This window comes from Paenibacillus plantarum (assembly GCF_013141695.1).
Lineage (GTDB): Bacteria > Bacillota > Bacilli > Paenibacillales > NBRC-103111 > Paenibacillus_E > Paenibacillus_E plantarum.
In genome coordinates, this window is record NZ_WHNY01000092.1 from 175,962 (window position 1) to 200,371 (window position 24,410).

The 24,410-nt window shown below is 44.3% G+C and carries 22 protein-coding genes; 4 read left to right on the top strand and 18 right to left on the bottom strand.

What is annotated here, in order from left to right; genetic code table 11:
• Positions 1-182: 182 nt before the first annotated feature.
• From GC096_RS36910 to GC096_RS36940, 7 genes are all read right to left on the bottom strand, one after another.
• A complete protein-coding gene (locus GC096_RS36910; protein ID WP_171638088.1) occupies positions 183-551 on the bottom strand; it encodes a DUF423 domain-containing protein in 369 nt (122 codons plus the stop codon).
• A 35-nt stretch (positions 552-586) separates the two neighbouring features.
• Positions 587-889, bottom strand: coding sequence for a hypothetical protein (locus tag GC096_RS36915; RefSeq protein ID WP_171638030.1), 303 nt, complete (start codon positions 887-889; stop codon positions 587-589).
• A gap of 98 nt (positions 890-987) precedes the next feature.
• Entirely contained in the window at positions 988-1,908 is a 921-nt protein-coding gene (locus GC096_RS36920) for an AEC family transporter (RefSeq protein ID WP_171638032.1), read from the bottom strand.
• Between the two features lie 39 nt (positions 1,909-1,947).
• On the bottom strand, positions 1,948-2,388 hold the full coding sequence (locus GC096_RS36925; RefSeq protein ID WP_171638034.1) for a MarR family winged helix-turn-helix transcriptional regulator: 441 nt from the start codon (positions 2,386-2,388) through the stop codon (positions 1,948-1,950).
• Positions 2,389-2,522: 134 nt separating this feature from the next.
• Entirely contained in the window at positions 2,523-4,118 is a 1,596-nt protein-coding gene (locus GC096_RS36930) for an extracellular solute-binding protein (RefSeq protein ID WP_376769556.1), read from the bottom strand.
• Positions 4,119-4,192: 74 nt separating this feature from the next.
• Positions 4,193-5,083 carry a carbohydrate ABC transporter permease gene (locus GC096_RS36935; protein ID WP_157257131.1) on the bottom strand — a complete coding sequence of 297 codons (891 nt, stop codon included), beginning with the start codon at positions 5,081-5,083 and terminating at the stop codon, positions 4,193-4,195.
• Between the two features lie 13 nt (positions 5,084-5,096).
• Positions 5,097-6,020: an ABC transporter permease gene (locus tag GC096_RS36940; RefSeq protein ID WP_171638036.1), complete on the bottom strand. Its 924-nt coding sequence runs from the start codon at positions 6,018-6,020 to the stop codon at positions 5,097-5,099.
• Positions 6,021-6,295: 275 nt separating this feature from the next.
• Here GC096_RS36940 and GC096_RS36945 point away from each other — a divergent pair, with 275 nt between their 5' ends.
• From GC096_RS36945 to GC096_RS36955, 3 genes are all read left to right on the top strand, one after another.
• The gene (locus GC096_RS36945) at positions 6,296-8,581 is read left to right on the top strand and encodes an AraC family transcriptional regulator (protein ID WP_171638038.1); all 2,286 of its coding nucleotides are present in this window, start codon (positions 6,296-6,298) and stop codon (positions 8,579-8,581) included.
• Positions 8,578-9,516 (top strand): hypothetical protein, encoded by a 939-nt coding sequence (locus tag GC096_RS36950; RefSeq protein WP_171638040.1) that lies wholly within the window; start codon positions 8,578-8,580, stop codon positions 9,514-9,516. The genes GC096_RS36945 and GC096_RS36950 overlap by 4 nt, the downstream gene beginning before the upstream one ends.
• A 74-nt stretch (positions 9,517-9,590) precedes the next feature.
• A complete protein-coding gene (locus GC096_RS36955; RefSeq protein WP_171638042.1) occupies positions 9,591-9,830 on the top strand; it encodes an NHLP leader peptide family RiPP precursor in 240 nt (79 codons plus the stop codon).
• 41 nt (positions 9,831-9,871) lie between these two features.
• Here the strand turns inward: GC096_RS36955 and GC096_RS36960 are convergent, their stop codons facing one another.
• The 11 genes from GC096_RS36960 to GC096_RS37010 form a co-directional block, all read right to left on the bottom strand.
• Positions 9,872-11,779, bottom strand: a complete 1,908-nt coding sequence (locus tag GC096_RS36960; protein WP_171638044.1) for an ATP-binding protein — start codon at positions 11,777-11,779, stop codon at positions 9,872-9,874.
• 138 nt (positions 11,780-11,917) lie between these two features.
• Positions 11,918-13,159 carry an amidohydrolase family protein gene (locus GC096_RS36965; RefSeq protein ID WP_171638092.1) on the bottom strand — a complete coding sequence of 414 codons (1,242 nt, stop codon included), beginning with the start codon at positions 13,157-13,159 and terminating at the stop codon, positions 11,918-11,920.
• Positions 13,160-13,198: 39 nt separating this feature from the next.
• On the bottom strand, positions 13,199-14,014 hold the full coding sequence (locus GC096_RS36970; protein ID WP_246303266.1) for an ABC transporter permease: 816 nt from the start codon (positions 14,012-14,014) through the stop codon (positions 13,199-13,201).
• Between the two features lie 99 nt (positions 14,015-14,113).
• Positions 14,114-15,457 carry an FAD-binding oxidoreductase gene (locus GC096_RS36975; RefSeq protein WP_171638046.1) on the bottom strand — a complete coding sequence of 448 codons (1,344 nt, stop codon included), beginning with the start codon at positions 15,455-15,457 and terminating at the stop codon, positions 14,114-14,116.
• Positions 15,458-15,477: 20 nt separating this feature from the next.
• Positions 15,478-16,260 (bottom strand): ABC transporter ATP-binding protein, encoded by a 783-nt coding sequence (locus GC096_RS36980; protein WP_216626380.1) that lies wholly within the window; start codon positions 16,258-16,260, stop codon positions 15,478-15,480.
• A gap of 59 nt (positions 16,261-16,319) precedes the next feature.
• The gene (locus tag GC096_RS36985; protein WP_171638050.1) at positions 16,320-17,132 is read right to left on the bottom strand and encodes a creatininase family protein; all 813 of its coding nucleotides are present in this window, start codon (positions 17,130-17,132) and stop codon (positions 16,320-16,322) included.
• Positions 17,133-17,233: 101 nt separating this feature from the next.
• Entirely contained in the window at positions 17,234-17,956 is a 723-nt protein-coding gene (locus GC096_RS36990; protein ID WP_171638052.1) for an NAD(P)H-dependent oxidoreductase, read from the bottom strand.
• 9 nt (positions 17,957-17,965) lie between these two features.
• A complete protein-coding gene (locus GC096_RS36995; RefSeq protein WP_171638054.1) occupies positions 17,966-19,345 on the bottom strand; it encodes an amidohydrolase family protein in 1,380 nt (459 codons plus the stop codon).
• Positions 19,346-19,369: 24 nt separating this feature from the next.
• Positions 19,370-20,455: an ABC transporter substrate-binding protein gene (locus GC096_RS37000; RefSeq protein WP_171638056.1), complete on the bottom strand. Its 1,086-nt coding sequence runs from the start codon at positions 20,453-20,455 to the stop codon at positions 19,370-19,372.
• Positions 20,456-20,665: 210 nt separating this feature from the next.
• Positions 20,666-21,661, bottom strand: a complete 996-nt coding sequence (locus GC096_RS37005) for an aromatic ring-hydroxylating dioxygenase subunit alpha (protein WP_246303256.1) — start codon at positions 21,659-21,661, stop codon at positions 20,666-20,668.
• Between the two features lie 25 nt (positions 21,662-21,686).
• Complete coding sequence (locus tag GC096_RS37010) at positions 21,687-23,072, bottom strand: amidohydrolase family protein (RefSeq protein ID WP_171638060.1); 1,386 nt, start codon at positions 23,070-23,072, stop codon at positions 21,687-21,689.
• A 272-nt stretch (positions 23,073-23,344) separates the two neighbouring features.
• On the opposite strand from GC096_RS37010, the gene GC096_RS37015 reads away from it, so the two are divergent.
• Positions 23,345-23,806: an Lrp/AsnC family transcriptional regulator gene (locus tag GC096_RS37015; RefSeq protein WP_171638062.1), complete on the top strand. Its 462-nt coding sequence runs from the start codon at positions 23,345-23,347 to the stop codon at positions 23,804-23,806.
• Positions 23,807-24,410 lie beyond the last annotated feature (604 nt).

Here is a 24,410-nt window from a genome sequence, read left to right on the forward strand (position 1 = left end):
CCTTCTAAAGTTCTATGTTCAATAGGGTAGCCTTTCGTAGATGTCCGCTCCTAGCTCCCAAATGATGTAAAATAATCTCGCGCACATTACCAATCAGTGTTTACTTTCTACAAAGGTCGTGCCATTTCCTGCTAACTTGCCATGAAATGCGAAAAAGAGCCAGATTTCTCCGGCTCTTTCGACTAATTTAATTTAAACGCTGCAATGGCTAACAGGGTCCAACCGACAAGGAAGCTTAATCCGCCTAGCGGAGTTATAGGTCCTAAGGCTTTAATACCTGTCAAGCTTAATCCATACAAACTGCCAGAGAACAAGATAATTCCGATGAAGATAGCCCACCCTGAGGCATTCACCAAGGAAGTATTTCCTAGCTTGTCCGAGAGCAGTGCGATCACGAGTAAAGCAATCGCGTGGATCATGTGATAATGAACGCCTGTTTGAAACACATCGATCTTATCGGGAATTTTCGCTTTTAGAATATGGGCACCAAACGCACCTAAAGCGACAGACAGGAAAGCATTCAAGCTTCCAAGAATCAAAAACAATTTCATCATAAGACTACATTTCCTTTCCTTGCTGTGTTGAACTACTCGACTTCACCAATATCATGTTGACCTACAATTAAACGAACAGGCTCTAAGAAAACACGCGTAACGGTAGGCTGCTCGATTAAATTCACTTCAATATCTTCAATTTTATAACGAATCGTCTTACCTTCACGCTTGTCATAGACAACGTCAAACTGTTTCAAACCTAGCTGATGAATCAGAACGGAAGAACCTATCGAGACAGCGTTGGATTCAAATTCCCCATGTTCAAATATAACCTCGGACATAATCTCATCATTCATATCGACAATCGTGACGTACTGGCAAAATTGGTATCTCATCGTTAAAAATCCTCCTCGAATTGGATGTATTTAGGTATATATACCCATTCGCCGAAAATTGTCGATATTCCTGCTAGTTTCATGATTCCCCACAATGTTCAAATAAAATCCAACAAATAGATGACAATTGGTATCGTAAACATGCTGAAAAGTGTCGATGTAAAGACCGCCTGCGAAGAAAACTCGGCTTCATTCTCATACTCAATGGCAAGGAGTACACTACTTAATGAAGTAGGAACTGCGCAGGACAGAATTAACGCCTTCGCGGTCAAGCCTTCAATTCCCAACATCCACACCACCAGAAAGCCTAACAGCGGACCTATCGCCAAGCGCAGCATATTCGACAACAAGACATTCGAGAACTGAAATGTCCATTTCATGGCTCCAAGCTGTACGCCTAACGTCAACAGCGCTGTGGCCATAAAGGCATTTGCGATGTAGTTCAACGGGATGTTGATCGAGGATGGCACTGGCACATGGTAATAACGTAACAAGACCGCTATTGGAATGGCATAAATGACAGGTAACGAGAGAATCGTTTTCATCGTCGCCTTCCAAGAAGCCTTATGGGCATTTAAGGTGTAAATTCCATAGGTATTAGGGATGAGCGTCTGCATAATCATAATAACGATCTGGATAGCCAGTGTATAGGCGTTGCCGCCGAATACGGTTTGATTGAGTGGCAGTGCATAATTAGCGCTATTGTAGAAAATAACACTATTTCGCATGGCGATCCGCATGCCGCGCTTCAGCTTCTGTATGCGGATGATCACTTCAATGATCGCAAATAGAAGGCTAAAGAAAATGACAAAAAATAAGAGCACCTGCATGAGGATGGAGAGACTCATTTCGGATTCATACAGTTTTACAAAAACAAGTGCTGGCGAAAATACATAGAAATTCAGCTTCGAGAGTGTACGAATGTCAATTTGAAAGGCGCGATACATGGTCACGCCAACCGCGATCATGATACAAATCGGAACAATATTATTGACTAGAATATAAACGAAATAATTCATTACATAGCCTCAATTCGTCGAGAATCCCCATGATGCTCCTTACATGGAGGCATTAACGCTTGTGATAATTCGTTTCAACTGCGCGTTGAAATTCGTAATTTCTTCCGGTGATAAACCACTCGAAGCGAACAGTGTCTGCGGAATGCATAGCGCCTGATCGTAGAGAGCTAGTCCGGCTTCTGTGATGCGAATGAGTACTACCCGTTCATCTTCCTGTGAACGATTCCGAACGAGCAATTTCTGCGCTTCCATTCTTTTGAGCATAGGGGTCAGTGTTCCGGAGTCCAGATCTAGCTTCTCACTAAGCTCCTTCACCGTGCTCTCCTGCTGCTCCCAGAGCACAAGCAGAACCAAGTATTGCGGATACGTGATACCAAGCTCCTCGAGAAAAGGGCGATACATCCGAGTGATCGCTCTGGAGCTCGCATATAGGCTGAAACAAAGCTGATTCTCCAGCTTCAAAAATTCACTGCTGCTCATAGTCGTATCCTTTCCTTCATCATATTGTGAACAATCGATTTGCTTCCAATTTAAACAAAAAGTCACCGACTGTCAATACAAAACGCGGATGAGCACCCATCTATCAGGCACACATCCGCGTTTTTTAAGATAATTTATTTAATATTTTGACTTTTCACATACTCCAACCATTGTTTCTTGTATTCAGCTTGGATTTTATCAAGCCCGGCTACTTTGGCCTTTTCCATAAATGTTTTCAATCCGCCTTCAACATCCGCAACAAGACCTGCCTCAAGTGGATACAGATATTGTTTCTCCACTTGCTCTAATGCCGCTCTTTCTGCTTGATAGCTCGTGTAGTCTTCTGCAAATCCTGTGTATTTATCAGGTGTTGCAATTTTATCCAGATCAGCGAAGATTTTTTTCACGCCATCGTAGCCTTTATCGAATAGCATAAACTCAGGATTTCTCCATGCCCAACCCTGCATTGCTTCTCTAGGGAAACCATTGCTGTTCGTGTCACCGATCATGGTGTAGTAACCATTATCAACCGTGTAGTTTTTGCCTAAGATACCGTACTCAGTCAATTGATTGTACGTTTTGTCTGTTACCATTTTTTCGTAGAAAGCAAGTGCACGTTCGGCGTTTTTACTGCTTTTCGGAATCGCGAAGCCATTGTGGATCGGGTGAACTGGCTCTGCATGCCCTTTAATCATTGGCGCTGGGTAGTACTCAAGCTTCCAGTCTGGGTGAGTAGAAGCAATTTTCAGCTTTTGATCATTGAAGCGGCTAGGGTTATCTCCAAGATTCGCTGCTGCTTTACCGCTTGTAATCAAATCCGTCATCGCATCCTTCGTGTTCAAGACGTTCTTCGTAATGTAGCCCGCATCCTGCCATTTCTTCATTGCTTTCAGCTCATTCAAGTGCTCTGCAGAACCCCAGTACAAGCTAACATCAGATGGCGTTTTATAGCCAATGTTCAACCCATAAGGAACGGCTCCAATGGGATCGATGGTTAAGTTTTTGTATTGATCAGAAAGACTGCCTTTCACATCACTATTCGCTGCCAATGGTACCATATCAGGTACATTTTTCTTGATACCAGCTAGATATGCTTCGAAATTAGCAAGGGAATCCGGCTTCGGCAAATTAAACTTCTCTCTGAGATCCTCACGCCAGATAAAACCTGTCGTTACGTACTCTTTATACGTGGCAGGAACGGTGTAGATTTTGCCATCAATTTTGACAGCTTCCCACATGTCTTTCGGTACGAAGCTATTCAATTTAGGCGCTGCTTTCGGAAGCAACTCATCCAGTGCTAGGAAAGCTCCTTTTTTGGCATAGGATTGGTATTGCGTCCACTCTGCTGTGAAGATCAAATCAACCGCTTGGCCGGAAGATAATAATAGCTTATATTTCTGATCCCAATCCGTCCACGTTGTGAAATTGAATTTAACTGTCGCATTCAGATCCTTCAAGGCCAGCTTGTTAATTTCTTCTTCAATAACTGGAAGATCTTTCGGCGCAGGTCCTAACATATAGAATTGCAATTCTACTTTCTTCGATGTATCCAAGCCTGCTGGCTTAGCTGTAGCCGCTGCTGTAGCTTCTGGTGCTTTCGTTGCTGGGGCTGCGGAAGGAATTGGCGAACTTGTGGATGTGGAACTGCTACACCCTGCAACAACGGAACCGGCAAGTGCTAATGCCATTGACACACTGTACATCTTTTTCGCATTACTTTTCATGTAAATCCTCCCTTTATTTGTGCATAATTGAAATTAGTCAAACAATCTATGTTAGCTGACGGAATAACTCCGTTACAGTTCTAACCTTTTACAGCGCCTATGGTTAGGCCTTTAACGAAAAATCGTTGGACGAATGGATATAGGAATAAAATCGGTCCGGTTACAATAATAGCCATGGCTAGTTTGGTAGATTCCGATGGAATGTCCTGACTCATCGTTACTCCCGTACTGACACCAAGCTGTGAAACCGCAGCTGCTGTGTTAATAATGTTATACAAGAAATACTGCAACTCGTATTTGTTCTGATCATTAATAAAGAGCGATGTCGAGAACCAGCTGTTCCAATAATGTAAAGCCAGGAATAATCCAACAGTCGCAATCCCAGGCATCGCTAGCGGAAGAACTACACGGTAATAAATCGTGAAGTCATTCGCGCCATCAATCTTCGAAGACTCTGTTAACTCTTCTGGAATTGATGACTTAATGAAGCTGCGCATTAATATAATAAGGAAGGGAGACATGAGTCCTGGGAAAATCAGTGCTGCGTACGTATCTGTTAACTGCAGATATTTCGTCATCATGATGTACCAAGGGACAAGGCCACCACCGAAAAGCGTCGTAAAGTAAATATAGAAGGAAAGCTTGTTCCGATACTTAAAATCTTTCCTTTGCAGCACGTAACCGGCCATCGTCATCATGAACAACCCTAGCGCCGTCCCGACTACCGTTACAAAGATCGTAACCCCGTAGGCTGTTAATACTTTTTCCGGGAATGTTAGAACCGCCTTGTAGGCTGTCAATGAAAAGACACTCGGTATGAGGTGATATCCATCTCTTATAATGGATTCATTATCCGTAAGTGAACCCGAAATAATGAGAAGGAAGGGAAACAAACAAATCACAGAAAACGCGATAATGACAAGATAGGCAATAATGTTGAATGTAACGGAATCTATTCCTCTGGTACGCAAGTGCAGTCACCTCCTAGAAAAGTGCATATTCATCATTTGATTTTTTAATCAGATAGTTCACAGTCATAATAAGTACAAAGCCGAAGATCGACTGGAACAATCCAGCTGAGGTCGCCATCCCGATGTCAAACGTAACCTTCAAAGAGCGGAAAACGTAAGTATCCAAGATGTCCGTTGCATTGTATAAGATCCCGTTATTCCCAATTAATTGGTAAAATAGATCGAATTGACCTTTCATAATGCTGCCCAGTGCGAATAACAGCAATATAATGAAGGTTGGCTTCAGCATCGGAATCGTTATGTACCAAATCCGTTGGAAAATGTTCGCTCCATCAATCGTTGCCGCTTCGTAATACTCATCACTGATGCCAGTTATCGTGGCGAGATAGATCACCATGGTGTAGCCCACATTCTTCCATACATAGAACATAATCAACAGAAAAACCCATGAAGAAGGTGTGTTATAAATGTCCACCGGGTTGGATCCCCAGGATTTAAGCGTGGTATTCACAAAACCAGTATCATAATTAAACATGTTGTAAGCGATTGCATTCAGAAGAACAAATGAAATAAAATAAGGTAAGAACATCACGGATTGCGTAAGTTTCTTGAAGAACTTCCCTGTCATTTCACTTAATAAGATGGCGCAAAAGATGGCTGCCGCATTTAAAAACACGATGAATGCCAAATTGTAGGCCACCGTATTCCGCGTAAGCGTCCACAGCACGCCTGATTTCCATAAGAATTCGAAATTCTCCAAGCCTACAAATGGACTTCCGAAAAGTCCCCCATTAAAATCAAACCGAGTAAATGCGAAGTAGATCCCAACCATCGGTACGTACGAATTAATAAAGAAGAAGATCAACGTTGGCGCTATCATGAGAAACAACAATTTATTTTTGTTTAACTCATAGAAAAATCCTTTCTTTCGGATCATGCTGGTAAACCTCCCTGCGTTAATATGTCCTGTTTATCTTGTCGGTTGCCATACTCGAATTATAGACAGAATCGTTCCATCAAGGATACTGAAGATCTGCTAACATTTATGAACGAACCCACCCAAAACCGTCTAAACGGCATATGCACAATGTAAACTTTCATGGAGAATTCGGCGTTTATAGCGCTTTTTCAGCCCTTGAGCTCTCCGATTCCATTGCAAGCCGAATAAAGTTGGGATATACTTTTTTTACCAAAGGGGGGGAGACGGATAGCATGATACTTCGAAATCAAGAGAGCAAATTTATGTATCGCAACATACTTCTCAGTATTGTTTTATCCATTGTCATTACCTTGCTTGTCTCCTCTACAATTCTTTATGTCAACTTTGACAATATTGCACTGAAACAAGTGTATGAATCCGACTCCAACTCCCTGCTCCAAACGAGCCAAGAAATTCGAACCATAACAGAAACTGCTACCTCCCTGTCATTTCAAATTTATCGTGATTTCGTCATCAGTAAATTGTTGTTTTACGATAAACCAGATATTTATGATGTCCAAGGCAGCATGGCGCAATTGAATTTATATCGGCTAGCGATGCCATTTATCGATTCCATTTATGTGTATAACGGAACCTCAGAGCTTTTCTACGTCAGCTCGAACAACTTTCAGAACGGCATCCAAACAAAAGCCAACCTTGGCGATCCTGGCATGGTCGATATCCTTGATCATTTTCAGGATTACATTCCTTTCTTGCCGGTTCCAAGAACGTTCAAGTCAACCAATGTCAGTACACTTCAAACAACAACTGTCGGGATCTATTCCTATTTGTGCTATGATGCCATCAATTTGAATAATTCCTTGAATTCAGCCGTTGTCGTCAATATCTCCGAATCATTCTTCAATAAATCATTGAAGAAAATTGCTAACAATCGGGCAAGCAACGAATTTATTATTAATAAAGAAGGAATTCTGATCTCCACCGATGGTTCTAATCCTGTCCTCTCCAATTATGCAGATAAAAGCTACATCCAGAAAATTATCGCCAATGCTTCTTCACCGGGTTATTTGGTCGATAACGTCAATGAGAATCTATCATTGATTTCGTATACAGCGCCTGATTCCTTAGGATGGCGTTACGTCCGTACAACCCCTTACACCATTATCACAAAAGAGATCAGAGACATGCGTCTCAAAACGATTTATATCTCGCTTAGTATTCTTCTACTTGGGCTGCTCATTTCGTTCTTCATGTCCAAACGATTATTCGGTCCTATTGATAAAGTCATTCGAAGCTTAAAAACGTTAGAAATCGAAAAGCGCGATAACTTGCAAATATTAAGACAAAATTTCCTGAGAAATATTATGTTGGGCAGAGACGCCTACCACCCTCAAGTCTTGAAATCGAAATTAACTTATTTCGGCTCCAAAATCACCATTGATCACCCTTCACTACTTCTCATGGTTAAAATTGATAAATATGAAGAAAACATTCGGACTTATAAAGATCAACTTACCTTGTTACGCTATGCCATTATGAATATCGGTACCGAAATCAGCTCCTCCACCTTTCACGCGGAAGGCATCGATATGGGAGATGATCATATTCTGTTGCTTCTCTCTGCGAAAGAAGCAGATTTCAAATGGGAACCTGTGGATTACACAGAGTTGCTCCAGAACATGCAAGCCTCCATCTCTTCCTTCATTAAATTATCCGTTTCGATTACAGTAAGCCCGCTGCAGGACGAAGCGATAACGTGTTTCCAACTTTATAAGCAGCTGCTGGAGGCTTCTTATCATCGTTTATTTAGAGGACATGGCTGTATCATATGGTCGGATGAAATTATTGCTTACCGCACCAAGGAGTACAAATTCCCATCGCAGAAGGAAAAACAGCTTGTCGATTGCCTCATGACAGGCGATTCGGAAGAGGCTGAACTGCTTTATACCGACATCGTGAATGAAACATCCCTATATCCTTACACGGTCGTCCATTTGGCCATTTCCCATCTGACTTTAACCGTCAATAATGTCCTAACGACAATCAACAAGAATAATGCGCTAGCCTTCCCCCTCTACTTGGATGCTGCTGTCGCTTCACTGACCCACGTCGAGACCATTGAAGAAATTAACGCGCAGTTCATTGACGTATTCAAGCAGCTTCAGAAAAAGCTAGATGAGAAAAGAAGCTCTAAGCATGTGGAGCTGATCAAGAAAATAAACGACATCATTGATCGGGATTATGCGAATCAGAACTTGTCGCTGAACTCGATTGCCGATGAACTCGCGATGTCTTCCATTTATATTAGCCGCTTGTACAAACAGCACACGATGGCTGCCATTACCGATGTGATTCAAGATGTGCGGATGAACAAATCCAAAGATCTGCTTTTAAATTCATCGCTTTCCGTTGCTGAAATCGCGGAGAAGACAGGTTTTACGAGCGACTCCTATTTCTATCGTTTATTTAAAAAGTATAATGGGATTACACCGAACGATTTCCGTAAACAACTCAAATATGAAAATACGCTCCAACAGAAAGGAATTGAAGAACGATGAATTGGCTAAACGATCACAAGAATCAATTAAATCTTATTTTTGCAGAAGCAAAGGAAACTGTACGCCAATTCCCCTCTCCGTTGGACCAGTTAGGACTTGCCTACTTAACTAAGTTTGACCCCACTCACGAAGGTAGCAGCAAGAATTATATTTGTTATCTTCTTCCATTTTGGATGAAAGACATCTGCAAGCTGCCTGCGGAGTCGTTTAACAAGCTTTCCCTTGCGAATGTCTTCGTCATGCTGTACTACTTCATACAAGATGATATTATGGACGCTAGCAAAGGCGAACACGCAAGCAAGCTGCCACTCGCCAACTTATTCCATGTCCAGTTCCTCTCGATTTATCGAGAGCTATTCCCTTCAGATTCCCCCTTCTGGGACCATTACGAATCCTACATCCTAGAATGGTCGAAAAGTGTCACAAATGAACGACAATCCGATTATTTCCACGAGGACAAATTTCAAATTGCCAAGAAAGCTAGCCCTGTTAAAAATGCCAGCACAGGAGCACTACTGCTTGCCAACCAAGATGATCTCATCCCTGTAGTTACCAATGCCGTTGAACAAACACTTGTAACACTTCAAATGTTGGATGACTGGTCAGACTGGGAAGAGGATCTAGCCGATGGATCGTATAATTGCTTACTAGCATCGATCCGCAAGCAATTGCAGCTTTCGACAATAGATACGCTAACGCCTGAAATGATTAAGCAGCAGCTCTATGTCCATGACTTCTTCGTCGATTACGGAAAGACTGCTGACTCTCACCACGAGCATCTGCTAACCCTGTCAGTAGGCATGGAGCAACTGCTTGCCTTCCATGATTCTCTCGTGCAAAATATCCATCGGGTGGCCCATGAAATCAAAGAACGAAGGGCGACTTTAGTCTCTGGTGGGTTCTACTATTTTTTGTCTAATTCTGATAGATTTTGATAGATTAATAGATATGATCGTGGTATACTTTTACTTGTAGGAAAAATTACCCAAATGACTAGGAGTGATTACAAATGTCCACAAATGATAGCGTAAAAGCCCAAATTATTCAAAAAGCTTGGGAAGATGAAGCCTTTAAACAACAACTTCTAGCCAACCCGAGAGCAGCGCTGAAACAAGCATTTAACATTACACTTCCTGAAGACATCAAGGTTAAAGCTGTTGAAGAAACATCGACAGAATTTGTTCTAGTAATCCCTACAAATCCAGCTAAGATCCTAGTAACATCTAATGCCGTAGAAGTAGTTTGGTAAAATAATAAAGGTGTCCCGCTCAATTAGCGGAACACCTTTTCTTAATTTACTGTCATATTGGGGAAACGTATAATCACTTCTGTACCTAAGAATCTTTGGCTTTTAAACTCGATATGCCCCTTCATAATCTCGATCAACCGAAACGTCACCATTAAGCCTAGTCCCGTTCCCTTCGTCTTCGTGGAATAGTAAGGCTCACCTAATTTCCTTAGTTGTATTGGCTCAATTCCCTCACCATTATCCTTAATATGTATGAAAACCTCTTCATCTTTTTCGTAAGCCCATATATGAATTTGCCCATCGACTTGGAACGCTTCGATACTATTCTTGATAATGTTAATCAAGATTTGCTTAAGCTTTGATGAATTCCCGCAAATGTGTAAATCAGGAGGAACATTGACTATTATTCTCCCGCCATTCAGCGTTGCTAAGGGGACTATAATACCTTCAATCTGACTAATCTCCTTGCTTACATTCAGTTCTACTAATTCGTCGAGCTGCGGCTTCGCAAATGTCAAAAAGTCTGTAATAATGACCGAAGCCCGATCTAATTCTTCGATGGCAATCGTCATATATTCCTTGTTCTTATCATCGGTTCTAGCGGCAACTAGCTGTAGAAACCCTCTGGTAACCTGTAATGGATTTCTAACTTCATGGGCGACCGAAGCCGCTAAGGAGCTAATCATCTCCATTTTCTCGGAAAGCTGCAACTGATGATTATAAAATTCCAGTTCCTTTGAATAATTCGACATCTGCTCCTGATTGATTGCGAAACGCCTGCCCAAGATCACAATGAGAGCAATAATAAATCCAACCACACCAAATTTCCATAGGAAGAACTGGTACTTTTGATTATTCGTGTAGTAAAGTATGAGATCGAAGGTCCCCATTAAGGCAAATATAGCGAAGCCCGAAGAGAAAATGACAGCCTCTCTGTTGCCTCGAATGACATAAACGATGGACAAACCAATAATTAATATAAATTGGAAAATCATAATCACACTTAACAGGGTGAGTGAGAAAAAGATATATATTTCTATGAATTTATAGTGATTCAGCTGATTAAATACCATTAAAATAAGGCAGAAAGCTGAATACCCTATCTGAAATTTCCGAAAAATACGGATCCATTTAAATTTGCCATTATCGAATATTTTCTCAAAAAAATAAGTAAGTGATGGTAACAATACGGCTAAAGAAACATCAAAAGTGTTCAAGATTAAAGCACCGAAAGGTGTGAAATTTGCATAAAGAAAAGGGGAGTAGGTAAGAAAGATCGTACCTAATGTAAGAATGATGAGACTAAGTGAAATCCAGCTTGCCCTTTGTTTCTGTTTGAGGAAGAAGGAACAAATGAGCATAATGACAGCAATGAATAGAAAAGCAAACCCGAGAATGATGTTCTGCAAATCGCGAAATATGATTGTATGTGTCAGGGAAGTATAATGATCCAAACGGATATCGGAATGTATGCCCAATCGGTCCATGTTAGTCTGAAGCTTTAAATAAACACTTCCCCCTCCGTCCTCTGTGCTTATAGGCAACAAGCTCCGCTGCTCATCGTAAAGAAAGTCAAATATCACCTGATTAAGTAATCTATCACCTATGTAAACCGATACCTGTTGTGCATATATACTGTCAATATATATGCCGTAGTCCTTCGGAAGCTGATCTGGCAATTGGATACGAACCCAAGCAGTAGAAACATCTTTTGGTTTGTCCGGCATTTCTGCTCCGCTCTCGATTGTCATCCATTGATCTTTAACTGACGAAGTTATGATATCTTGAATCTTATCATCGGGCCCCCCCCACTTCATCTCCCAGTTTGAAATCGTTTTCACACCATTGGGCTGCTCCGCCATCACATGATTTGCCATAAATAATAAGCCAAATATGATAATTAACCCTATTTTCCACCGCAAATGATGTTTTTGAAGCCATTGTTGCATGCATTCACCTTCCCCCAAATGACTGTAAGTATTTTACATTAAATGAATTCGACGGGGTTATGTGCTTTCCTTCTTAGCAAAGTAAACATTCTACAAACAAAATGAAACGCTCGCCTCATTTCAACAGGCGAGCGCTCCTTAATTATCTGTGAACCAAAACGTTTTGGCTGGTAATGTTTCGGTAATGAGTTGACCCTGGCTAACGACATTACGACATGGAGACTGCCCGCGAATAAGATCCATTTCCGTCTCACCCGGAAGCATGATGAAACTAGCAGGTAGACCTAATCCAATACCGTAATCCTTAATCTGTAACGTCCGGGCGGCTCGCAGGGTAATCATCCGAACGAGTTCAGCTAGTTCTTCGCGCCCCGTCATATGAGCAAGATGTGCAGCCATATGAGCTGCTTGCAGCATATTTCCCGTTCCTAACGGATAGAATGGCGTCCGAATATCATCATGAGCAATGCTTACATTAATACCGGCTTGCCACATCTCCTTGATGCGAGCAATACCACGACCTTTGGGACTGCTGTCGAATCGCCCTTGCATGGCACTATTGATCAGCGGACAGCATACGATATGAATGCCGGATCTAGCCACGAGGCCTAATATTTTCCGAAAATAAGCTTCACTATAGTAAGCTGTCGCATTCACATGTGCGGCAGTTACTCGTTCTCGTAAGCCCGAACGAAGGGCTAAATGAGCAACGTTTTCTATGAATGTGGAATGTGGATCATCCATTTCATCACAGAATACATGAACGAAGCACCCATGCTTTTCCGCAATCCGGAAGCAGATTTCCAAGGATGCTTCTCCTTCTGATCGCGTAGGCTCCAGATGCGGGACTGCACTTATGCCGTCGGCACCAAGCTCCAAGGCTAGCTCGAGCCGTCGTTCGTTATCTGGACAGGCACGAATCCCCTCCTGCGGAAAGGCGATAACCTGCACATGCATGTAAGGCTTCACACGCTCACGAAGCGCGAGTATTGCTCTTAATGCGGTCAGGCTTGGATCTGATATATCCACCATCGACCGGACATGAAGGACTCCCGATGAGATTTGCATCCGAAGCACCTTCTCCGCGCGCACCATGACGTCATCATACGTGAGTGACTGCTTTCGTTTCTGCCAAAGATCAATCCCTTCGAACAGTGTACCACTCGCATTCCAAGCAGGTTCCCCCGCAGTTAACACCGTATCTAGGTGAATGTGCGACTCCACGAAAGGCGGCAGCAGCAAGTGCCCCGTCCCATCAACCTCTCGCTCGCCGTGATCGGCAACTTCACCCATCGCAACAATTTTACCCTTGGCCACACCGATATCTATGGGTCCTTGGAACTCGTGATCACCGAGTAAACGCACTTGACGATAGACCATATCAAGCAAGTTAATCACCTCATATCTAGAGCTACGCGATTAATTATCACGCTTCATTTCAGACTCGTGCCAGGAGCTTAGGAGCCACTTGGCAAAGGCATTCACCATTAGGAAGAAAACAATCCCCAGCGCAGAAGCGGATAACCCGCATGCGAACAAGTATGGCGTCTTCAATCGTGCAGCTGCGTACGTGATGGCATAGCCTAATCCACCTTGCCCCCCGCCAATTCCGGCAATGTATTCACCGACAATAGCACCGACAACAGACAAGGTACAAGAAATTTTCAAACCCGCCACAATATAAGGAAGCGCGGCTGGAATACGAAGTTTCCACATCGTTTGAAAGCCATTGGCATTATACAAATAGAATAGATTGCTCATATTTTGATCTGTCGAATTGAGCCCGATTAAGGTATTGGACAACATCGGGAAGAACCCGATTAGGAACGTAATGATCACGATCGCATTCATGCCTGCATCGAACCAGATCACGATCAAAGGTGCGATCGCAACAATTGGAATTGTTTGTAGGATGATAGCGTAAGGATACACGCTTTTCTCAATCCATTTCGAGCTGGCAAGCAGAATTGCCCCCGCTATGCCTAGGATAATACTGAGAATAAATCCAAGAACGGCTTCGAAAGTTGTCGTTCGCACGGATACCCACAGACCGCTCCTATTCTCGATGGCAGCTTTAACAATATCCGAAGGTTTAGGAACGAGGTAGACTGGCGCATGCGTCAAGGCTGCGATTAGCTCCCATCCGCCAATAAAGACTACGAACGCAACGAAAGGCGGCAGCAACTGTTTGAGCAGCATCAACAAACGGCGACTAAATGACACGCCCTCCTCCATGCGAATCATCCAAGCTGCACGTTCACGAGCGGGAAATATTTCATCAGGTAGTATTTGTAGGTACTTCGAATCGACAGCCATTGCACACATCCCCCTTCTTTATGACTTACAAATGATTTTGCCAGGATTGAGAAGCCCCTTCGGATCATTCTCCCGCTTCTTGCGTTCCATACTGCCCACTTCGCCTCGACCACCTTGGTCGAGCACCCAGGTATGGGGATCAAATATTTTGACACCAATAGATTCGAAAAAGTCGATGATTTCATATAAGCGTTCTTCCGTTGTAAACCTTACAACAGGGAGGGCTGTAGGCGTCACCGCTCCGCCACTGCGCACCCATTCGACATGCAGATAGACTTCGTCGCTGTACTTCGATTTGATTTGCTTTATTTGTTCTAAGTAGCTATCCACCTTAAACCCTGCTTGCAGATATGTCATCGAAGCGTCTGTCTTCATCGCCCACAAAGTCGTATGGTTCCATGTAAAGTCGGATACACCTATCGTTTTACGGTAGTTTTCGGCCTCGATCACATGACCGATATGTCCTCCAAATTGCTTCGCAAGCACATCTACTAACTGCAGCGTTTCTTCCGCAAATTCCAACATAACAGCAGCCATTTCTGGCATAATTACTTTGCTAAAGGGTACAAAATAGGAAGGAATCGGCCATTCCATCGGTGCAATGAGACGCTTCGGAATCGCTTCTTCACGAGCGAGAGCCTCACCAAACTGCATCGCCTGCTCAAAAGTAGGGAATTGCGCAATGGCTTGTGTCCACTCGGTACGCGGTGAAAGTGGGATGGTGACCTCTGTCAAAATCCCCGTAGTCCCGTAATTATGGATATAGTTAAACAATTCAGGACCTGTAACAACGATGCGCTGAGGTATTGCTTCCATCGTATAGATCACGGCCTCATGGACGTTGCCATCCCATAGATTGCCATGTGTGATCGAACCAATTCCGCCAGAACCACCGCTCACGAAGCCTCCAACCGTCGCTTTCACATACGTACTAGGGTATATGCGAATTTCTTGGCCAACTTCACGTGCCTTCTTATCCATAACACCTAGACGAACACCGCATTGAAGGCGAGCATAGCCAGATCCAATCTCGAGGATTTCATCCATGCGGCTTAGATCTAGGACGATCCCTTTCTGTAAGGGAACGGCTTGACCGTAGTTTCCAGTCCCAGCTCCACGTACCGTCACGGGAATACCATGGCTATATCCAAAAGCCAAAGCCTTGGCCACTTCGTCTTCATTACGGGGCAGCACGACGACATCAGCCGATGCGATTCCCTCCAGCCTACGATTAAGTACAGGAGAGTACCAGTAATAATCCTTGGAAAGCTTATCTCTTGTTGCTTGATCGATGGATACGATTTCTTCCCCTAGCTGCTCTTCGATCTGATGAACCCAGGTAACTTCCGCTTCTGTGGACATGCTGTCTTCACCCTCTCGTCTTAATGGTCCAAAGCGTCATTCACAATGCGCACTAAATCGCTGAATTGCGTTGTTGTTCGATACGTTTCATCCCTTGGAAAAGGAACTGGAATATCAATACGTGCTGAGATTTTACCAGGTCGCGGTGTCATAACAACGACACTTGTTGATAAGAACACCGATTCGAACACATTATGTGTCACGAACAGCACGGTCATCGATTTATCCTGCTGCCAAATATTGAGCAGCTCCATTTGCAAGGTTTGGCGCGTAATTTCGTCCAACGCACCGAATGGCTCATCCATCAGCAGTAGCTTCGGCCTCGAAATGAGCGCACGCGCGATGGATACGCGCATTTTCATACCACCAGAAAGCTGCCGAGGCAGTACTTTCATGTAATCCTTCAATCCAACAAGTTCAAGCACTCGCTCCGCTTCTTGTTGTTGGGTCTTCTTATCCACTCCGCGTAATTCCAGCGGAAGCTTCACATTCGCTTCAACCGTCGACCACGGTAAGAGCGTATGGTCTTGAAACACAAAAGCGATGTCACTTTGCTTGCGCGCTTCCTTCGGTGTTGTTCCAAACACATCCAACGAGCCTTTGCTTGGTTTGGATAAACCTGTAATGATTTTGAATATCGTCGATTTCCCGCACCCCGATGGGCCTACAAAGCATAAGAATTCACCTTCTTGAATGGTCAGGTTGACATCCTGCAAGGCAATCGTTCCGTTCGGGTAGGTCTTGGAGAGATTCGTCATACTCACGAAAGTAGAACCTGCGGTTTGTCGGCTAGCTGTATCCATCAGAGAAGAATTTTTCGACATGGTTGTCATCTCCTATACGTGTTTATGGTTGATCAGATCTACTTGCTGATTTTGAGCGATTGCATATCGAAGTCTTGGAATGCGAGCAACGCCTCTGCGATATAAGTCCCATACTTTTCCGTCATCGCCTCACCTTTGGCCATTGTTGCTGCCGTGGCATCTCCGGATACGCCGGTATGAGAGAGATCATCCATCACCCAAGCGAAGGCGCGATTCCGAAGTGCCAAATAACGGGATTCCGGGTAATTCGGGTACTCCGTTGGCGCTACATCCATGTTCACCCAATGCGGCATTGCCGCCATAACGATGGATGTTTCCATATCACCCGCATGAATGCCCGACTGTTTCTCCAGCGGTGTTATCCATTCATCAGCACCGCCAAGCCCGCCTGGATCTAAGCGAAACACCGCTAAACCCGTTTCGATGCGAATTTCTCTGCCCATCATGTTCAACAGATCGGTATTCCCGCCATGCGAGTTAACGAGAACGAGCTTCTCAAAGCCGCTTCGCCGAAGGCTTTTGGCAATATCCATCACAACAGCCATTAACGTTGTTGCCGATAAGGTGATGGTTCCTGCATGACCTAGATGCTCTGTGCTCTTTCCGTAGGGGATGGCTGGCAGTAGCCATATATTCGCGTCATCAGGAAGCTGCTCGAAAGCTTCAGTCAACAGCACTTCCGAGATTAATGTGTCGGTAAACACCGGCATATGTGGACCGTGCTGCTCAACAGCTCCGACTGGAAGCACGATTAATGCATTTTCTTTGGGAATCTCAGCCACCTGAAGTTTACTAAGGCTCGGGAAGAAGCACTGATCCCAGGCTTTCCCTTGATAGCGATTGAATGTCATGCTGAGCACCTCCTTTAAGATTGATCATCTATTTGCGAAAAAAGAACCAAGCTCGTCAAAGAGGGGTTCTTTCTGCTTTCCAATTTTAAATGATGCATGCCTTATGCTTTCTTGGTTTGAAACTGCTTGATGGCAGCCGCAATGTCCGCCACTCGCTCACCTAATCGCGCTGCCATCAGCAGCTCTCTAGGATCTGGCGAAAGTGAACTATCCGGCCCAGCTAAAGTGGAAGCCCCATAAGGCGAGCAGCCGATTGCATCAGCCGTTAGGTACTCTGGATTTTCCGAATAAGGCAATCCCACGAAAATCATACCAAAATGAAACAAGGGGACCATTGCGGTTAATATGGCTGCTTCATGTCCCGTATGGATGGACGCTGTACTATTAAATATGCCGGTCGGCTTGCCTTCAAGGGCACCCTCGATGCAAAGCTCACCAGCCATCTCAAGGAACAATTTAACTTGCGCCGGCATCGAGCCGTAATACGTCGGGAAACCCCATAGGATACCATCAGCCCAACGCAAATCATCATTTGTCGCGATTGGAATTTCTTGTTGCAGCGCTAGTGTTGCTTCATACTTCTGATAACGATCCGTTAGACGAAATTGCTTAGATAACGTAGTGGCGCTTGATGTCTTCTCCTGCATCGCAGGGCGTCTGTCTTTATCAGGTGTGATCACACGATTCACATTTGCAGCCATTTCGGGTATACGCACAATTCGTACAGGATGCGCACCTGATTGGCTGGCACCATCTGCAACGGCTTGTGCCATCTGATACACGTGGCCAAAGGCACTGTAATAAATGACCAACAGATTAGCCATCTTGACGGTTCACCCCTTCGCGAATTCGGGCTTTTGGAACGATACAGCTTCACTTGCCTTTTGCCAGAACTGGGCTAAGGTATTGTTGTTCCACGCAGCTTTCGTGCCAGGGGATCTGACGAAGCGTCCTTGGCTGTACACCCACCTGCGTTCAGGGAGCATGGTAAAGATTTCTTCGGTTGAACTGCCATCTACAATGACGAAATTGGCTGGATAACCTTCTGTAATCCCATAGGCAGAAAGTCCAAGAACCTTTGCGGGGGCTTCCGTGATCATCCGCAGCAATGTGCGTAGATCTGCGGGTCTGCCCATATGCGCAGCATAGGAAGAGATCAGTGCTATTTGAAGTAAATCCCCTCGCCCGAAAGGGTGAAAAGGATCATGAATATTGTCCGATGCAACTGCGATTGGAATGCCTCTCTCATGAATTTGCTTTAAGCGAGTGACGCCTCTTCTCACAGGAAATGAATCATGTCTGCCTTGCAAATACAGGTTAACTGCTGGCAATGAAACTGCCTTTAGTTTGGCCTCTGCCATCTTGTCAATGATGCTGCCTGCATCCTCATCGGTCATCGAGGCTAATGCACACAAGTGATCAACGGTCACTCTGCCCTCGTAGCCTGTTTCTTTCGTGCGCTCTGCTACATATTCAACAGTTCGCATCTGCGGATTATCGGTTTCGTCACAATGTAGATCAATCGGAACATCGTATTTCTCTGCCATTTTGAAAATAAAATCAATATCTTCCTTCGGTGTTAGGGATAAATGCGGTGCACCACCGATGCCATCCACGCCCATGCGTAAGGCTTCCTCAATGGCTTCATTATCCAGCGACATGAAATTGTAGGGACACATCGGGAAAAGCTGCAAAGTCATATACGGCGCTAATGCCTCTTTGGCTTCCAATGCGGCTTCAATGGTACGCAAAGCGATGTCACGTGAAAATCGTAGATTAAAATCCAGATGCGTGCGAATATGCGTAGTCCCAAAAGACAGAGCCTGCAGCGCCGATCGCATCATTCTCGCTTTGATTTCTTCTTTCGAGAACGTAGGCGATGCCGCCGAGTAATTGCGAACTGCCTCTTCCAACGTACCGCTGATATTCTCCACGGTGGTTAAGGAAAACGCTTTGTCGAGATGCATGTGCGAATCCACAAAGCCTGGAAGCAACATTTTACCTTCAAGATCAAGTGTTGTGAGGCTGGACGTTTCTACATGTTGATCCGAATTCCATGACTCGAGCGAGATTGAAATGGGGGCAGCGGCATCTGCTTCTTGTATGCGAATATGCGTCCAATTCCCATCGCGAATCGAGAGACGATACAATTCCCCTTCATTTAATAATGGCAATCTGACGTTACATAGATCGATGTTGTTGTTAGAAGCCAATGCCGCCACCTCCCGAAGTTTTGTTTATTTCTTAGGCAAGAATTGTGTCGTGAACACTTTATCAATATTCTCAGCAGTCTTCAGTACGCCTACTTCAACTAATTGCTTCTGCACTTCTTCCCATCTCTCTTTGGTCATGATGCCCGTGCCTTTGGTCGCTGCATCGCCACCGAATACAAAGTCCATCTCTTTCGCTGCGCTGTATTTCATCATGTCGAGGCCCATATCCGGGTTCTTCGTTTGAATGCTTGGATTGATCTCATCGGAATGATCTTTGTAATAATCCCAGCCCTTCACCGTCGCTTCAACGAAGGCTTTGACTTGATCCGGATGCTCCGCAATCATCTTCTCTGTCGTGAAGTATACGCCTGCATAAATTTTATAACCCGAATCGGCAACGAGCAGCGTACCGTATTCGACCTTTTGTTGATCCATCGTGAATGGCTCTGAGGTCACGTATCCTTGCGTTAGCGCCGTTTTGTCACTCACAAAGTTCACTAATTGACCTGTATATTTCATTTCTTGTGCGTTCGTTAATTTGTATTTGTTTTTGATAAATTGCCAGAAGCTCGCTGTGGATGCAACGTACACTTTATGAGTATTTAAATCACCGAAATCTTTCACACCGGAATCTTTATGATAAAACAAAGCTTGTGGACTCTTTTGCATTGAGGTTGCAATCGCTACAACAGGTATTCCTTCTTGTCTGGCTACCAAAATATCATCACCGTTCGCCATTCCGAATTGGGCTTTACCAGAAGCTACAATCTGTGTCGAGGATACAGAAGGACCACCAGGCATCAATGTCATATCAAAGCCTGCATCCTTGTAGTAGCCTTTCGACAATGCTGCGAAGTTCCCACCATGCTCAGGCTCCGCGAACCAGTTCAACACCACCGTTGCTGGAACAATCGGTTTGGCGGCTGGTGCCGCTGATGCTGCAGGAGAGGCCGCCGCTGCCGTGGTTGGTGCTGCTGTTGGCGCTGACGAGGAAACGGGAGTACTTGAACTTCCACATGCGGCTAACAAACTAGAAATCATCACTAAACTTAGGGATACAGCAGCTGGGCGTTTTGTTGCAAGTGCAAGAGTACGTTGAAATCGTTTCATAGTTAACTTCCCCTCCATATTTGGTTTTCTATGTCTACAAATCTTGTTTAACCTTGAGTCAAATATACGTTTCACGGCTTGTCTCCGTCAACGAATATACTGACGTTTTGTATTTTCACACAATAAAAGTACGGCTTTTCATTACTTTTCCAACTGTATGATTATTGTAAAGTGAATATTATTGATAAAAACCGAACATTAAGATCCGAACTATATCGTCCCAACTACCACACCTAATTCTCTTAGCCAACGACGATATGCTATGGAGAAGCGATCTACCTTATGATTCAGCTCAACTTGCAGATCTAATGGCAGCAACTCCGGCTTCTGCGTCTCAATGACTCTAGCATCCTGCTCAAACACGATATCTTGGAATTTAATAAAGTTCGCGTCATCAACGTCGTACGCATAGTTCCGTGAAACCATCATGAAGACAACACATTCTTCAGCAGCTACAGGCAGTACGGTGAGCATAATCCATAACGTTTGACCATTACTTGGATCCGCCTTCGATAGCCTAGCAGACAACGGCCGATACACTTCCTTCATATAGACATAAGTGGTACCCTCACTTTTATCCGAACCCGAATGTGCAATAGGCTGGAAAATCGGAATATTCTCGATATAGATGCGATCCTCTTCTTTTACAACCTGAAAATCAGGAAGCTCGGCGTAATCTGGGTGACCCAGTAAATCCTGATGAACGAACATTAAGTGAGCGAAGTCTGTGAAATTTTCAATGACACGCGTCCCTGCCGCAGCAACCTTATAGGGTCCACAAGGAAGTGGATGGTACTCTGGATTCGCAAACTCTTCAAAATGCGGGATTGGGGCTGCTGGTTCACCAATACATACCCAGATGAAGCCATATTTCTCTTCACAGGCGTACGTCACGGCCTTCGCACGAAGCGGAATTTTCTCTCCTTTGGGTTGTGCAGGAATACAAACACACTGTCCCGAGGAGTCGTACTGCCAGCCATGATACGGACAGACAAGCACATCATCCTTGACCCACCCTTTGGATAACATGGCTCCACGATGGACGCAGAGATCTTGCATGGCGTGAACGCCTCGGCTAGAGCGGTAGAGGGCTACTCTTTCTCCTAAAATGATGACACCAACCGGCTGATCTTTCAGCTCAGATGCAAGGTACACCGCATGCCAATCATTTTCAAGAACGGGATCATGTAGACGTTGTAATGCCATAGAATTCATCCTCCTCATATTGAACCTATATCTGATTCGCGAAAATAGGATACTGCCCCGCTAACTTGCTTCTAAGTACGTCAACTCTGGCTTGTGCTCTTTTCAAAATTTCCTGCTCATCAATCCATGTGCTCTTCCCATGCTCCACAACAACTTGCCCGCCTACCATCACCAAATCGACGTCGTTGCCGTTCGCATTATAGACAAGAGCTGAAGAAGCGCGATGCACGGGACTTATATGGGCTTTCATCATATCAACTGTCACTAGATCTGCTTTCTTCCCTGGTTCGAGGCTGCCTAGATCTTGGCTTCGGCCAACAGCCTTTGCGCCATTCACTGTTGCCATTCTAAGCACATCCATCGGGGGCAGCAATGTGGCATCCAACTCATTCACCTTGTGCAAACAGGCCGTAAACTTTAGCACTTCTAGATTATCTTGGCAGTTGTTGCTGCCAGGGCCATCTGTTCCTAGCGCAACATTGATGCCCATCCGCAACATCTCAGGTACCCGAGCAACGCCAGAAGCTAGGTACATATTGGAAACGGGACAATGGATGACCGAGGCTTGCTTAGCTTTGATGAGCTCGAGTTCCCCATCATCCAGCCAAACACCATGGACAACCTGTGTTTGATCGCCGAGTAAGCCTACTTCATTTAGCAGTTCCAAATTTCTAAGGCCGTATCGCGCCATCGTTGTGTCGATTTGTTCACTCGTTTCTGCGACATGTACATGAGAAATAAGTTTGCGATCTCGACTGAACACGGCTGCTTGTTCGAGATATTCTCGGGAACAACCATATAAATTGAGTGGTCCTAGTGCTATTCGGATGCGGCCATTTCCTGCGCCTTCCCATTGATCAAGCAATTGATCCGTGGCGTTGAAAATCTGCTCACCTGTCTCCCGCAAGCGATCTTCCCCTGCAAGGTCGGAGCCTCCTCGTGCCAAATGTCCACGAATCCCCGAATCCACCATCGCCCTTAGCACACTGGCATCATTCTCTGGGTACGTGTGGATGTAATGATGATCCATCATATAGGTAGCGCCTGATTTCAGATTCTCAATACACCCGATCAATGCGGCTAAATAGAAATCTTCTGGTTCCATTGCGAGACTCATCGGCCAAATAATCTCTTTCAGCCACTGTGCCAAAGGGGAGTGATCCGATACACCTCGCATGAATGTTTGAAACAGATGCGTGTGGCCATTCACAATGCCAGGAATAACCACTTTTCCCTCAGCGTTGTAACGATAGGAGGCCTCTGTGAGAAGATGATCTAAACTGCCATCTGACTTCCATTCGCCAACTTCACAGATGACATCATGTTCCATGTACACATAGCCTGGCTTGAACATTTGGTTCGTAGCATTCATCGTCAGGACGGTTCCGTTGTAGATGAGTTTTTTGGTCATGCGACACCTCCATATGTTATATTAAGTGATATTTTCTTATTGAGTGGTTTAATTCATGTTATATTAATTAACACGATTATATGTACACTCTTGAAAATCGTCAACACCAGTTGTAAATGTATATCAGGAAATTAGTTGCGTTTATTCAAAATTTTAGTGATATACTATTAACAATAGTTATAATTGAGGTGATATTAGTTACGATTTTCTAAAAACGCAAGGGAAACTGATCAATTATATATATTTTTAGATTATGAATCGGAGTGATGTTCATGTTAGATTTGCACGATCTCGACCCAGTCGATCAAGAAATTATTAAGTTGCTGCATGAGAACAGCAGAATGTCCTATGCGAAAATCGGTGAGATTTTGAATCTATCGCGAGTCGCGATTCAAAAGCGCGTTGAAAACCTTATCGATAATGAAATTATCGAGAATTTTACGATTCGCTTGAATGCAACGAAGCTAGGAAAGGTAGTTAGTGCTTTCTTCGAAGTGGAAGTGGAGCCGCGCTACGCGGAGGAAGTTGGAAACACACTTTCGGCGGACCCGAATGTGGTGTCGATCTACCAAATGACGGGAACCAGTTCCTTACATATGCATGCCTTATTGAAGGATGATGCTGCGCTGGAGGAATTCCTCTATAAGAACATCTACAAGCTGAACGGCGTTGTACGTGTGAACACACAAATGGTGATTAAAAGATTCAAACAGGGGACGGGATTGGAGCTTTGAATTGGGCTATCGGAAGGCGGCTAGCTGCCTGAGATTGTCTGCCTTCAACTCGACAGGCGAGAAGGCACAAATCCCGCAAACCCAATTAACTGGAAAAACTCTAGAACAACTTCCAAATGCTGAGTGTAGGAAGAAAGAGAGAAAATATTGGCTACTATAAGGGAGCTTGTGGGTTGAGGTGCTGTTGATGGGAATGGAAATAGGTTAGTTGGTGAGGTGAAGGCTGGAGAATATTGCTGCTGAGTATGAGAGATGTGGCAGGCTTGGGTGTTAAGTAGCATTATTTGGGCCTCTCAGACCTCTCAAACCCAATTAACTGGAAAAACCCCAGGACAACTTCCGAATGTTTAGTCGAGGTAGAAAGAGAGAAAATATTGGCTATAAGGGAGCTTGTGGGTTGAGGTGTAGTTGATGGGAATGGAAATAGGTTAGTTGGTAGTTGAAGGCTCGAGAGTAATGCTGCTGAATTGAATGTGAGAATTGTGGCAGGCTTGGGTGTTAAGTAGCATCATTTGGCCCTCTCAGACCCCCTCAAACCCAATTAACTGGAAAAACTCCAGCTATTTCATCAGTTTAAGGTGAAATTTAGAGATTAAATGGAAAA